Origin of the sequence: Halomonas sp. H33-56 (assembly GCF_040147035.1) — a bacterium.
Classification (GTDB): Bacteria; Pseudomonadota; Gammaproteobacteria; order Pseudomonadales; family Halomonadaceae; genus Halomonas; species Halomonas litopenaei.
The window spans coordinates 3,458,349-3,471,601 of sequence record NZ_JAMSHP010000001.1; the positions used below are offsets into that span (position 1 = coordinate 3,458,349).

Sequence of the window (13,253 nt, forward strand, 5' to 3'; positions counted from 1 at the left end):
TATCCGGGGTCATTTCCACGAGGGGCCACTCAACTGCTCGGGTAGCCACAGCGCCAGCGACGGGAAGCTGAGTACCAGCGCCAGCACCACCAGCTGTACCACGATAAAGGGCACCACCCCGATGTACATGTGCTTGAGCGTCACCTCCGGCGGCGTGATCGCCCTGAGGTAGAAGATCGACGGTGCCAGCGGCGGCGTCAGATAGCTCGTCTGCATCACCACCAGGAAGGCCACGCAGAACCAGATCTCGTCGAAGCCGAGTGCACGCACGATGGGCATGGCCACCGGGATGACGATCAACACCACCGAAATCATGTCGAGCACGAAGCCGGCCAGGAAGGCGATCAGCAGGATCATGCCGAGGATCATCCAGGGGCTCATGCCGGTGTCCATCAACAGCGACTGCACCGTGGCCATGCCACCGGCGGCGAAGAACACCCCGGCAAACATATTACCCCCCAGCACGATCAGCAGAATCATCGCCGAGATATTCAAGGTCCGCTTGGCCGAGTTCCACAGCACGTCCAGGGTCAGGTTGCGATAGGCCAGCGCCAGTACCACCGATCCCAGGGCGCCGCAGGCGGCCGCCTCGGTCGGCGTGGCGATGCCGAGCAAGATCGTGCCGAGCACCGTCATGATCAGCGCCATGGTCGGCAGCAGCGCACCGAAGGTCATCTTGAGCTTCTCGCCGAGGGTCGCCCGCTCGGCGTCATCCTGCGCCATGCGCGGTGCCATCTCCGGCTTCAAGTAGGCGATCAGCACGATGTAGAGCAAGAAGAACAGCGCCATCAGGAAGCCCGGGAACATCAGGCCGCTGAACAGCGACCCCACCGAGACGCTGGCCACCGGGCCCAGCACCACCACCGTGATAGACGGCGGGATCGCCGTCCCCAGCGAGCCGCTGGCACAGATGGTGCCGGACATCAGCGACTTGCTGTACTGATGCTTGAGCATGACCGGGATGGCCAAGAGCCCAATCACCGCCTCGGTGGCACCGACCACGCCACTGGCCGCGGCAAACAAGGTCCCCATGACCACCGCGCCGACGCCCAGTCCCCCCGGCAGCCGACGGGTCCAGAAGTGGATCGCCGTGAACAGCCGCTCGGCGATACCGGAGCGCTCGAGCATGGCGCCCATGAAGATGAACAGCGGCACCGCCGCCAGGATCGAATTGGAGGCGGTGTCCTCGATCTTGGTCAGCAACTGATAGGCGGCAGCGTCGCCGAACTGCATGATGCCGAACAGCGTCGCCACCAGAATCATTGAAAATGCGATCGGAAAGCCGGCGATGATGAAACCGATCAAAGCCGGGAACATCACCAGCGCAAGATAGTCGCTCATGCCGCGCCCCCCTGTTCGGGCGTGCGCCCTTGCATGATATGAACCGCCTTGAGGATCTCGGCCACGACCTGCAGCGCCAGCAGCACGAAGCCGGCCCACCAGGTCAGAAATACGGGCCAGATCACCGGGTTCCAGGCCGAGCGGCCAGAGCGCTCGTTCGAGGCGAAGGCCTCCAGCGCATACTGCCCCAGCTCCCACACCAGCCAGCCCAGCACCGGCAGAAACAGCAGGTAGCCGACCAGGCGCACCGCTGCGTTGGTGCGATCCGACCAGCGCAACGTCAACAGATCGACGCTGACGTGCTGGCCCAGGCGCAGGGCGTTGGCCATGCCCAGCATGAAGATGGCACCCATGACCATGTAGCTGACCTCGAAGGCCCACAGGGTCGGGCGGCCCAGCACGTAACGGCTGAACACCTCATAGACCAGGGCCGCGATCAGCGGAAAGGTCAGCATGGCGCCCAGCCCTCCCGCCAGGCGGGTCAGCCGCTCGATAGCGTGAATAAGCTTCATCTCGTTTGCCCACAGGTGGTGGTAAAGACAGCGGCCCGACCAGGCAGCAAGGGGGTTAGCTCTTGCTGTCTGGCCGGGCCGCAAGACGTGTGGTCAGTCGCGACCCATGGCACCGATCGGCAGGCGATACTGCTGCCAGTTGGTCATGCTGGCCTTGAACTCACGCTGGGACTCGAGCACCCGGGCAAACCACTCGTTGCTCTCGGCGTTCTCGTCTTCCCACTTGCGCGTTTCTTCATAGATGGCGTCGATGAACGACTGATCCAGCTGGACGATCTCGTTGGGACCGTCGACCAGCTCCTGGTAGGCCTCGAGGTCGGCGTAGGAGCTCGCGAGCCAGGAGTCGAACACGCTTAGCTTGCCGGCCAGACGCAGCAGCTCCTGCTGTTCGGCGCTCAGCGCATCCCAGGCGTCCTGGTTGACCTGGCACTCGAGGAAGCCACCCGACTGGTGCACGCCAGGCAGGATCACGTACTGCGCCACGTCCTGGAAGCCGGTGGGCTTGTTCATCTCGGGGCTACCCCACTCGGCGGCGTCGATCACGCCACGGTCCAGGGCGTTGTAGATCTCGCTGCCCGCCATGACCACGGTGGATGCACCCAGCTGAGAGGCGATCTCGGCCCAGGCGCCGGAGGTGCGCAGGCGCAGACCCTGGAAGTCCTCCAGCGTCTCGACCTTCTTGTTGGAGTGCAGGAAGATCTCGGTGCCCAGAATCGAACAGGGGAAGGCCACCACATCGAAGACGTCACGGCGGAACTCTTCATACAGCTCCACGCCGCCGCCCTCGTACATCCACATCATGAACTCTTCCGGCGTCAGGCCGCTGGAATGCCCGGCCAGCAGCGCCGCGGTGGGATCGGTGCCGTAGTCGTAGTTGACGTAGTTGTGGCTGACCTCGGCCACCCCGGCCTTGACCGTATTGGTGACCCGCAGCGCGCCCCCTAGGGTGCCACCGGGGAACACCTCGATGGCGATGTCGCCGGCCGTCAGCTGGTCGACATAGTCGGCGAAGGTCTGGGCATCGCGCTCAAGCCAGGGACCGCCGCCCCAGGGAGTGGCCATCTTCCAGTTCATTTCCTCGGCGTTTGCACTCAGCGAGGCACCCGCCAGCGCGGCCGCCAGGGCGACACCGCCCGCCAGTCGATTCAGTTTGTACATTATTATCCCCATTGGATTTTCTTGTGGAAATTAGGCGCTGTCCGAAAAGTCGACGAGCGAAGGTTAGACAAGGCAAAAATCGGTGAGAAAGCGCAGTTTACGGGGTGTAAATGAGCATTTTGATCCGATTTTTAACGCCGTATTACCGAGCGCAGGCACTTTTCAGACAAGCCCTAGGAGCGCAATGACCGTGCTGGCAAGCGCTTTGGCAACCCCGGGATCACGCCGGAGCGCCCGCTCACACGCACACACCTTGCTATTGTCGCGTTCGTGAATGAGGATTGCATATACGCAATATTCAGTCAAAATTATAAAAAAAGACCAACAATCAACGCTTTTTCTTGAAAAATTCGAGACAAAGGCGTCGGAGACCAGCATGAGCGACACCGTCACCCCGCCTCCACGCGTCAGGGAGCGTCCGCGCAAGGCAGGTTCCATCGGCACCAACCTGAAGGCACTCAGAAGCGATAGGGGCCTGACCATCGCCCAGATGGCCGAGGCCTCGGGCAGTTCCGCCGCCAGCATCTCGCGTATCGAGAACGGCCGGCTATCCCCGACCTACGACGTGATCGTCAAGCTGGCCGCCGCCCTGGAGGTAGATGTCAGCGAACTCTTCTATCACAACGAACGCAGCGCCCTGAGCGGCTGGCGCACCCTGACCCGGGCGGGCCAGGGGCCGGTGGTCGAGACGCCCAACTATCGCTTCGAGCTTCTGTGCAACGACATGGTGGCCAAGGACTTTCTGGTGTTTTCCACGACGGTGCTCAACACCAGTATCGAGGAGTTCGGCGAGTTGCAGCGCCACACCGGACATGAGCAGATCGTGGTGCAGCAGGGTGAAGTGGAGGTATGGACGGAGCACTACGAGCCGACCCGGCTCAAGGTCGCCGACAGCATGTCCTTCGACAGCCAGATGGGCCACGCGGTGATATCGGTCGGTGACGAGCCGGCGCGGATACTGTGGATCTGTACGTCCTGAGGGGCCCGGCAGCCGTAGGCTCGTCCCGACGCCGAGCCCCATGCACACTGCGCCGACCCGGGCCGAGCGCCGGCGTGGTCGGCCACACAGGGGGCCGACCACGCTCGTCGCCCGTAGCGCTTGCGTACAGGCAGACGAGCGATGGCTCCAGTGCGAGCGACGCCAGGCATCAAGCCGACAGCGCTGGCTCCCGTTCGGCAACGGCCACGGGCTTGAGCCCGCCAACCAGACCGGATGCCAGCGAAAGCAGGTGCTCATCGGCCCAGCGATCGGCGATCAACTGCACACCGATGGGCATGCCATTGCTGCCCTGCCCGATCGGCAGGTTGAGACAGGGCACCCCCAACAGGGTCCAGGCACGGCAGTAGAGTGGATCGCCTGTGGCCTCCAGCCCCAACGGCGCCTCGCCCGTGGCGCTGGCTGCCAGGATCGCATCGACCTGGGTGTCGAAGATCTGCGTCAGCGTTTGCCGGACACTGGCCACGGCACGCATTGCCTCGCAGTAGCGCATCCAGCTGATGTTGCGCCCTTCTTCGATCAGCTCGACCAGCTTGGGGCCCATCTGATCCGCGAATCGGTCGTACTCACTGGCCAGGGTGCCCGCGGACTCGTAGGCCATGACCACCCGCTGATGTTCGACCAGTTGTTCAAAGTCATCACCGAGCGCCAGCGGCACGATCTCGGCACCGGCCTCTTTCGCCAGCGCTTCGGCGTCGGCAATCACCTTCTGCACGTCGGGCGCCAGTGGCTGGCCTGCCGGCAGGCTGAAGGTGCCGATGCGAACGCCGGCAAGGCTTTGCTGCGGGGCGATCTCGGCCGCACCGGTCAGACTGGTGAATACCGTACAGATGTCGCCGATGCTGCGCGCAAACCAGCCGAGGGTATCCAGCGATGGGGCGAAGCCCCTGACGCCTGCGGTGCTCAGGGTATTGAACGTCGGCTTGAAACCATAGACGCCGCAATAGCTGGCCGGACGAATCATGCTGCCGGCGGTCTGCGTGCCGAAGGCGATGGGCACCATGCCCGCCGCCACCGCGGCGGCGGACCCACTGGATGAGCCGCCCGGCGTACGCGCTTCATCGTGGGGATTGCGGGTCTTGCCCGGGGTGAAATAGGCGAATTCCGTCGATACCGTCTTGCCCATGATCAGCGCGCCCTGCTGCTTGAGCAGGGTGACCAGGGACGCATCGACCAGCGCGCCGGCAGAACGCAGGTAGCCGCCGGTTCCCCAGGCTGTCGGCAGGTCCACCGTATCGATGATGTCCTTGATGCCCACCGGCACACCGTACAGGGGGCGATCCGCCAGCGCCGGATCCAGCGCCGGCGGCGACTCGGCGAGCGCCTCCCAGGCCCCTACCGAGGCCTCGCTGTGTTCGATTGTTGCCGTACACTCGTGCCACCAGTCCAGCGCCTCGGCGTCGGACTGGTCGAGCCTGTTACGAAAGGCGCCAATGGTGTCAGGACCTGATTGCATATGGATCATCCTCGAGGATTGTTGAAAGCGTTGTTGTGACGTCAGAGGATCAACTTGAGACCCACCACCAGCATCACCGCGGCAAACAACTGGCGCAGCCGGTGGGGGGGAAGAAAGTGGGCGAGCTTCGCGCCCAGCCGGGCCGCCGGCACACTGAACAGGGCGACGCCGAAGAAGGCCGGCCAGTAAAGGTAGCCGGAGCTACCGCTCGGCAGGCCGGAATGCCCAAGCCCGGTGAACAGGAAGGTGATGGCACCAGCGGCGGCGATCGGCAGGCCACACGCTGCTGATGTGCCGACAGCGTGGGTGACCCCGGCGCCGTTTCGGGCAAGCCAGGGCACGCTGAGCACACCACCGCCGACACCGAACAGCGCCGAAAAGGTACCGATGGCGGTGCCCGCAGCAAACATGGCCGGACGACCGGCGCCACTGTCGGCTTCACTGACACCCTTGGAAAGCAACATGTGAAGCGCCAGCAACAGCATGAACACACCGAAGTAGCGCTCGAGCTGCTGTGCGTCCAGCTGCTCGGCCACCAGCCCCCCGAGCACCGCACCACACATCAACCCGGGCAGCATGCGCGTCAGCAGATCCAGTGACACCGCCCCCTTCCTCCAGTGGCTGAAGGCCGAGGAGGCGCCGGTCACCACGATGATGGCCAGCGAGGTACCGATCGCCAGGTGCATCACCAGGTCCGCCTCCACGCCCTGGTGGGCCAGGGCCAGTGACAGTGCCGGCACGATGATGATGCCGCCCCCGATGCCAAACAGCCCCGCGACCAGCCCCGCCAGTCCACCGACCGCGCTGAAGAACAACAGTGCCGCTAGCATTCACTTTTCCTCCAGCATCGAAGATGGGCGGAGGTCATCCTCCACCCACCTTCTCGCTTATGGCGTACTCGACGCCCTGTTACGGTGGTCGACGAGCGACCCGGGAACGCGCCTTAGTTCACGACCTTGGCGGCGAAGGAGTCATCGACGATATCTTCGTAGTACATCTCGCCCTGGATGTTGCCGACGAACTGCTGCATCTCGATGGCGTTGGTAAAGGCGTCTTCGGTAATCGTCACGCTTTCGGGATAGACGTTGTTGTCGATCATGCGCTGCACCGCCGCGTCGACGACCTCACCGGACAGATCGCCGAACTCCTCACGCGCCACCGCCTTGGCAGCATCGGCGTCGGAATGGATCAGCGCCAGGGAGTCATTGATGGCATTGACGAAGCGCAGTACCAGGTCCGGATTGTCATCGATCATCTCCTGGGAGGTGTTGATGGTCGAAAACGCGTACTCGGGATAGTCATCGGTGAAGGCGTGGATTACCTCCAGCCCCTGGGAAATACCCTGCTCAACCTGAGGCTGGTACGCCACGGCGATGTCGCCACGCCCGGACAGCACCGGCCCCAGCTCCGAGCCATTCTGCACCTCGGTGATGGACACCTCGCCGTCGAGCCCGGCGTCTTCGATCAGCCGCTTGATCAAGGTATTCGACGTACCAGGCGCCAGCCCCACGACGACTTCCTTGCCGGCCAGATCAGCAGGCGAACTGTAGTCGAGATCGGGGCTCGCCAGCACCCAGACAGGGGCGCTGTTGGCCACCGCGCTGATGGCCTTGCCGCTGCCCCCCTGTTCCTGGGCAAAGCCGACATGCTCTGGTCCATGCACGGAGAACTGCGATTCGCCGGCCAGCACCGAGGCCAGAGCCGCCGGTCCAGAGCCCGCCGAACGTACCACCGGGACCTCGATGTTGTACTCGTTGAACAGCCCTTCGTGCTTGGCCACGTAGACCGGCAGGTAGAGCAGCGAGTGAAACGCCTCGTTGATCAAGATGGTATCCATGTCTTCGGCCTGAGCCTGGAACGAAGACACGCTGGCCAGGAGGCCGAGACCGACGACAATTTTCTTGGAGCACGCAAATGAATTCATGATGGTTCTGTTCCTTGTCGTTATATTTTCAGCTTCGGGACTGCACTCACTGCACTCACTACTTTCACTACACCTTCAATACTCACTACGCTTACTACCTTCACTACATCTTCTGCACTTTCCACACCTTCCACTCTTGCCACTCTTTCCTTTTGCCACGTCTATTGCTTGTTACACTCACCACCTGACACAGCGTTCTGCGACGGAAATTTCTACTTGTTCTCCCACGGCAACAGACGCTTCTCCACCTTCGATACCACCACGTAAAGTGCGATAGCCACCATCATCAGGACGATCACGCCTACCCAGACCACATTCAGGTTGAACAGGTTGCCCGCCACGAAGATCATTCTGCCCAGCCCGCGATCGGATGAGATGAATTCACCACCGATTTCGGCGATCAACGCAAAGCCGATGTTCAGACGGAAGGCCGAGATGATCCAGGGGAGGGTTGCCGGGGCGACCACCTTGGTAAAGATCTCGCGGCGGGTGCCACCCAGCGACCTCATCAGGTTGATCATGTTGCGATCGATCTGATGGGTACCCTGGTAGGCCGACAGCAACGCCACCACGAAGGTCGCGACGAAGGCCAGCATGATCTTGGAAAACATGCCCGAGCCGAACCAGATGATGATCATCGGTGCCAGGGCGATCTTCGGCAGACCGTTCAAGGCCACCATGAAGGGATCGATGATCCTTGCCGTGGTACGCGAGAACCACAACAGCAGGCCACACACCGAGCCGAGCACGCTGCCGAGAAGAAAGCCCGCGATGGTGGCAGAGACCGTGGCCAGGGTGTCATCCAAAAGCTGACCCGACTGCAACAGGCGCCAGGCCTCTTCCGCGATGCCTGCCGGCGAGCCCATCAAGAACGGATTGATCCAGCCGAGATTGACGCCCATCTGCCACAGCACCACCACCAGCGCGATGCCCGCGCCACGCCAGAGGTTGTCCGTCAGCAGGATCGAGCGACCGGGCGCTTCGCAGTTTTCCCTGTTGCTGCCCGACTGGATCGTATGGGTGTAGACCTGGGCCTCACTCATGCCGCACCTCCGGCTACCTGGATATCCAGGTCATCCCAGATGCGGTCGAACAGCTGTTGATAGCGGACGTCACTGCGTGCCTTGAGGCAGGACCCAAGCTCCCTGGACAGGCCCACGTCATAGACCTTCTTGACCGAGGTGGGTCGCTTAGTCATGACGGCGACACGATCCGACATGGCGATGGCCTCGCCGATGTCGTGGGTGATCAGCACCACCGTCTTGCGATGCTCTTTGAGGATCGACACGATCTCTTCCTCGAGCACCAGGCGGGTTTGATAGTCGAGCGCGGAGAACGGCTCATCGAGCAGAATCAGATCGGGTTCGGTGATCAGGGTGCGTATCAGTGCCACCCGCTGACGCATACCTCCCGACAGCGTATTGGGATACTGATCGGCGAAATCGGCCAGGCCATAGCGCGCCAGTTGCTCCCTGGCCATTTCATAGCGCTTCGCCTTGGATACGCCTTTGACTTCAAGCCCGAGGCAGACGTTGTCGATGATGGTACGCCAGGGAAAGAGCAGGTCACGCTGCAGCATGTAGCCGATCCGCGCCCCACAGACTGGATCGCTCCCGCGCAGCGTGATCTTTCCATCCGTGGGTTCCAGCAGGCTGGAGATGATGTTGAACATCGTGCTCTTGCCACACCCGCTGGGCCCGACGATGCTGACAAACTCTTCCTGTTTGATATCGAGTGTGATGTCTCTTATCACCTCGACGCTGTCATTGCCTGGACTGGAAAAGGTCTTCCTTACCCCCTCCAGCGAGATGACACTCGGGCGCGGCGGAGCTATCGCCTGCGGCTGTTCCAAGGGTAGTGCGTGCGACACCGGGGCATTCATTCGTTACCTCCTGAGCAAGGCCAGTATCCAAGATCATGTGACCTTTACTCAGGCATAACCGGTGCCACAAAAGCGGTTTTCCTTATCAATCAACTCCATAACAAATAATTCATGTACATGAGTCAGATGTGTGCCGATTCGCTCACCTCTTTGTGGTGCAGCGCACCATCCCCATGCACCAAGGCGCTCTGCTGACGGATTCGTAAGCTTTCCAGTGCTCTCACCCCGATTCTCGCCACCTCTCATCGCCCTCGGGACGCGCGACGAGGACACGCGGGTGGTCGCCCTCCCTCCCCTCTGCGCCCATAGCAGCAACGCACGGGTCACCCGTTCAGGACGAGATATCGCTGGAAGACATTCTTGCGAGCCGGCGCCTGCCGAGATCCACCAGGCTACACAGGACAAACACCACAGCGGCGAGGCTGACGATGGTGGGACCGGTGGGCGTGTCGAGCCAGTAGGCCGCCTGAAGACCGCCGCTAGTAGACGCGGCACCGATCACCGCTGCCACCAGCACCATGGCTTCCGGGGTGCGGCAGAAGGGTCTGGCGGCGGCGGCGGGAATGATCAGCAGTGCAGCGATCAACAGTACCCCCACCACCTTGAGCGCCACCGCCACGACCACCGCCAGGGACAGTGTCAGCACCAGTTGCTCGCGCCCGGGATGGATGCCATTGGCCCGTGCCAGATCCGCATCCAGGGTCGCCGTCAACAGTGACGACCAGCGCCACCCCACCAGCGCCATGACCAGCAAGGCGCCGCCAGCGATCAACACCAGATCCCCCTTGCCGACCGCCAGAATGTCACCGAACAGATATGCCATCAGGTCGATACCCACCCCGGACACGAAGGACACCGCCACCAACCCGAAGGCCAGCGCCGAGTGAGCCATGACCCCGAGCAAGGTATCCATGGCATAGCCACGACCGCTGAGCAACGAGACCAGAATCGCCATCAGCAGCGACACCACCAGCACTCCGGCGAAGATCGAGGTCGACAGCAACAGCGACAGTGCCACACCAAGGATGGCGGCGTGCGCAGTGGCATCGCCGAAGTAGGCCATGCGGCGCCACACCACAAAACAGCCCAGCGGGGCGGCGGCCAATGCCACACCGATTCCGGCGAGCGCCGCACGCAGCATGAAGTCATCGAGCATCAGGCCGAGACCCCCAACGAGCGGGCAGCGCCCACCTGCGCCAAGGCCGGGCTAGCGGCGTCTTTTTCGCGCAGGTGTTCGGGGCGGTAGAAGGCGAGCGCGTCAGCGGTATCGGGGCCAAACAGCGCCTGATAGGCCGGGGACGCCAGCACTCGCTCGGGCGTGCCCTGGCAGCAGACGTGGCGATCGAGGCAGATCACCCGGTCCGAGGTGCGCATCACCACATGCAGCTCATGGCTGACCATCAGGATCGCGCAGCCCGTTTCGCGCCTCACCCGCTCGATCTGGCGATAGAAATCCGCCGTACCCCGGTGGTCGAGGCCCTGGGTTGCCTCATCGAGCAGCAACAGGTCGGGCTTCTCCAGCAGGGCTCGCGCCAGCAGAACGCGCTGTCGCTGGCCGCCTGACAACGACAGCAACTGTTGCGAGCCCAGCTCAGGCACGCCGGCCTGCGCCAGGGCCTGCTGCACGGCTTCGCGGGAACGTCGACGAGGCAGGTTGAGAAAGCGCGTGACCGTCATCGGCAGGGTCGGATCGATGGCCAGTCGCTGCGGTACATAGCCGATGGTGAGCCCGGGCCTTCGCACCAAACGTCCGCCAGCGGACGTCAGTGCACCGATGATGGTACGCAAAAGCGTCGATTTGCCCGACCCGTTGGGGCCGACCAGCGTCACGATTTCGCCGCATTCGAGCTTGAGGTCTATGCCCTCGAGGATGGTCTGCCCTCCCAGGACGACCCGCAGATCATCGATCGACAATAGCGGCATGAACATTCTCCAGAGCCTTTCTCGATTTCGAAAACAATGTTATATCATAACAAAATATGCCACAATCACCCGCCCCGAGAACGCTCCAAGAGATCGATGACGATGCACACCTCGCTACGCCCCCTTCTCCTCCCTTGCCTGCTGCTTCCTGCGATGGCTGCCGCAGAGGTCCCCTCGGTGGCTGTGGATATTCCGCCGGTCCACAGCCTGGTGGAGCGCGTGATGGGAGACCTGGGGACGCCGCAACTGGTGATCCAGCCTGGGGCCTCCCCCCACGGCTACGCCATGCGTCCTTCCGAGGCCGAAGCCCTGGCGCAGGCCGACGTAGTGTTCTGGGTCAGCGATGGATTGACGCCCTGGCTTGCCAAGGCACGCCAGTCACTGGCGGTGGATGCGCAGCAGGTGGAGCTGATGGAAAGCGCCGGCACGCAGCGCCTGACCTATCGCCAGGGCGCCACCTTCGAGGCCCACGATCATGATGAGCACCATGAGCACGAGGAGCATAAGGGCCACCGGCACCACGAAGGGCATGACGGGCACGAGCACGAGCAGCATGCCGGCCACGACCATCACGACCATTCAGGCTGGGACCCCCACGGCTGGCTCGACCCGGTCAACGCCCAGGCCTGGCTCGATGCCATCGCCACCTCACTGGCCGAACTCGATCCCGACAACGCCGACATCTATCGACACAACGCAGAGGAAGCCCGCAGCGAGCTCGACGACCTGATCGATGAACTGGAGACCCGCCTCCAGCAGGCCCAGGGTACGCGCTTCATCGTCTTCCACGATGCCTACCAGTACTTCGAGCGCCGCTTCGATGTGCCGGCGGCCGGGGCGATCTCCCTGGGGGATGCCTCCGACCCGAGCCCTGCGCGTATCCGAGAGATCCAGCAGCGTGTCGCCGAACTCGGCGTGCAGTGCGTCTTCCGAGAGCCCCAGTTCAACCCGGCGCTGGTGGACAGCGTGTTCCAAGGCACCGGGGTCGAGACGTCGCTGGTCATCGATCCTCTGGGCGTCGACCTGCCGCTTGGCGCCGAGCTCTATCCCGCATTGCTGCGCCAACTGGCCGACGGCGTCGCCCGCTGCGCCGCCGAGGCCGAGTGATGAAAGCCCTGTTCTTTCCAAGGCCTCCCCGGGGAGGCCACAACGCCCCACCGATCATCCCAAGGAGCAAGACGATGGACCCGATTCTGACCCGCCGCATGGCCGTCGCCGCAATCAGCGCCCTGACACTGGCGACCGCCCCCCTGGCCCTCGCACAAAGCGATTCCGCGGCCAGCGAAGCGCACGATCACGATCACGATCACGATCACGATCACGATCACGACCATCATGATCATGAGCATGATCACGCCAAGGACATCTACGCCGGCTATTTCGACGACGACCAGATCAAGGATCGGCCGCTGTCCGACTGGGAAGGCGACTGGCAGTCCGTCTACCCCTACCTGCTGGACGGCACCCTCGACGAAGTGTTCGCCCACAAGGCCGAACAGAGCGATGACAAGACCGCCGAGGAATACAAGGCGTACTACGAGATCGGTTACGAGACCGACGTCGACCGTATCGTCATCGATGGCTCTACCGTCTCCTTCCACGAAGATGGTCAGGTGCTCTCCGGCGAATACGCCTCCGACGGCTACGAGGTGCTGACCTACAAGGCCGGCAACCGCGGCGTTCGCTACATCTTCGAGTACCAGGGTGAAGACGACAGCCTGCCGAACTACATCCAGTTCAGCGACCATGCCATCTACCCGACCGAGGCCGATCACTACCACCTGTACTGGGGTGACGACCGTGCGGCCCTGCTTGAAGAGGTCACCAACTGGCCGACCTACTATCCCTCCGAACTGGATGGCCAGGGTATCGTCGATGAAATGCTGGCCCACTAAGGCCCAGGCATAGGCACAGAGAGACCAAAGCCCCTCGATCGAGGGGCTTTGTTTTATCGGTGAGTCGGTGCACTAGCCGGAATGCACAGCAGTGCGCCGGACGAACCGTTCACCCACCAGAAACGGTTCGCCAGCGCCATCCTGCTGAACTCGCCTATCGTGCTG

Annotated in this window: 13 protein-coding genes; 3 read left to right on the forward strand and 10 right to left on the reverse strand. The window is 62.8% G+C overall.

Annotation, left to right across the window (positions count from 1 at the left end; all coding sequences use genetic code 11):
• Positions 1 to 9: 9 nt before the first annotated feature.
• The 3 genes from NFH98_RS14770 to NFH98_RS14780 all read right to left on the reverse strand — a co-directional run bounded on the left by NFH98_RS14770 (position 10) and on the right by NFH98_RS14780 (position 3,011).
• On the reverse strand, positions 10 to 1,341 hold the full coding sequence (locus tag NFH98_RS14770) for a TRAP transporter large permease (RefSeq protein ID WP_045992516.1): 1,332 nt from the start codon (positions 1,339 to 1,341) through the stop codon (positions 10 to 12).
• The gene (locus tag NFH98_RS14775; protein WP_108133679.1) at positions 1,338 to 1,853 is read right to left on the reverse strand and encodes a TRAP transporter small permease subunit; all 516 of its coding nucleotides are present in this window, start codon (positions 1,851 to 1,853) and stop codon (positions 1,338 to 1,340) included. Before NFH98_RS14775 ends, NFH98_RS14770 begins: the two co-directional genes overlap by 4 nt.
• A gap of 93 nt (positions 1,854 to 1,946) precedes the next feature.
• Positions 1,947 to 3,011 (reverse strand): type 2 periplasmic-binding domain-containing protein, encoded by a 1,065-nt coding sequence (locus tag NFH98_RS14780; protein ID WP_045992514.1) that lies wholly within the window; start codon positions 3,009 to 3,011, stop codon positions 1,947 to 1,949.
• A gap of 376 nt (positions 3,012 to 3,387) precedes the next feature.
• On the opposite strand from NFH98_RS14780, the gene NFH98_RS14785 reads away from it, so the two are divergent.
• Positions 3,388 to 3,990: a helix-turn-helix domain-containing protein gene (locus NFH98_RS14785; protein WP_185696385.1), complete on the forward strand. Its 603-nt coding sequence runs from the start codon at positions 3,388 to 3,390 to the stop codon at positions 3,988 to 3,990.
• 169 nt (positions 3,991 to 4,159) lie between these two features.
• Here NFH98_RS14785 and NFH98_RS14790 read toward each other — a convergent pair whose 3' ends face one another.
• The 7 genes from NFH98_RS14790 to NFH98_RS14820 all read right to left on the reverse strand — a co-directional run bounded on the left by NFH98_RS14790 (position 4,160) and on the right by NFH98_RS14820 (position 11,193).
• A complete protein-coding gene (locus NFH98_RS14790) occupies positions 4,160 to 5,464 on the reverse strand; it encodes an amidase (protein ID WP_348826896.1) in 1,305 nt (434 codons plus the stop codon).
• Between the two features lie 41 nt (positions 5,465 to 5,505).
• Positions 5,506 to 6,294: a sulfite exporter TauE/SafE family protein gene (locus NFH98_RS14795; protein WP_348826897.1), complete on the reverse strand. Its 789-nt coding sequence runs from the start codon at positions 6,292 to 6,294 to the stop codon at positions 5,506 to 5,508.
• 113 nt (positions 6,295 to 6,407) lie between these two features.
• Positions 6,408 to 7,388 (reverse strand): ABC transporter substrate-binding protein, encoded by a 981-nt coding sequence (locus NFH98_RS14800; protein ID WP_348814648.1) that lies wholly within the window; start codon positions 7,386 to 7,388, stop codon positions 6,408 to 6,410.
• A 212-nt stretch (positions 7,389 to 7,600) separates the two neighbouring features.
• A complete protein-coding gene (locus tag NFH98_RS14805; RefSeq protein ID WP_348814649.1) occupies positions 7,601 to 8,431 on the reverse strand; it encodes an ABC transporter permease in 831 nt (276 codons plus the stop codon).
• The gene (locus tag NFH98_RS14810) at positions 8,428 to 9,270 is read right to left on the reverse strand and encodes an ABC transporter ATP-binding protein (protein WP_348814650.1); all 843 of its coding nucleotides are present in this window, start codon (positions 9,268 to 9,270) and stop codon (positions 8,428 to 8,430) included. The genes NFH98_RS14805 and NFH98_RS14810 overlap by 4 nt, the downstream gene beginning before the upstream one ends.
• Positions 9,271 to 9,601: 331 nt before the next feature.
• Positions 9,602 to 10,426 (reverse strand): metal ABC transporter permease, encoded by an 825-nt coding sequence (locus tag NFH98_RS14815; protein WP_348826898.1) that lies wholly within the window; start codon positions 10,424 to 10,426, stop codon positions 9,602 to 9,604.
• Positions 10,426 to 11,193, reverse strand: a complete 768-nt coding sequence (locus tag NFH98_RS14820; protein WP_349622911.1) for a metal ABC transporter ATP-binding protein — start codon at positions 11,191 to 11,193, stop codon at positions 10,426 to 10,428. The genes NFH98_RS14815 and NFH98_RS14820 overlap by 1 nt, the downstream gene beginning before the upstream one ends.
• A gap of 177 nt (positions 11,194 to 11,370) precedes the next feature.
• On the opposite strand from NFH98_RS14820, the gene NFH98_RS14825 reads away from it, so the two are divergent.
• Complete coding sequence (locus NFH98_RS14825; RefSeq protein ID WP_349622912.1) at positions 11,371 to 12,300, forward strand: zinc ABC transporter substrate-binding protein; 930 nt, start codon at positions 11,371 to 11,373, stop codon at positions 12,298 to 12,300.
• 74 nt (positions 12,301 to 12,374) lie between these two features.
• Positions 12,375 to 13,088 carry a ZinT family metal-binding protein gene (locus NFH98_RS14830; protein WP_253552851.1) on the forward strand — a complete coding sequence of 238 codons (714 nt, stop codon included), beginning with the start codon at positions 12,375 to 12,377 and terminating at the stop codon, positions 13,086 to 13,088.
• The last annotated feature ends 165 nt before the right edge of the window (positions 13,089 to 13,253 follow it).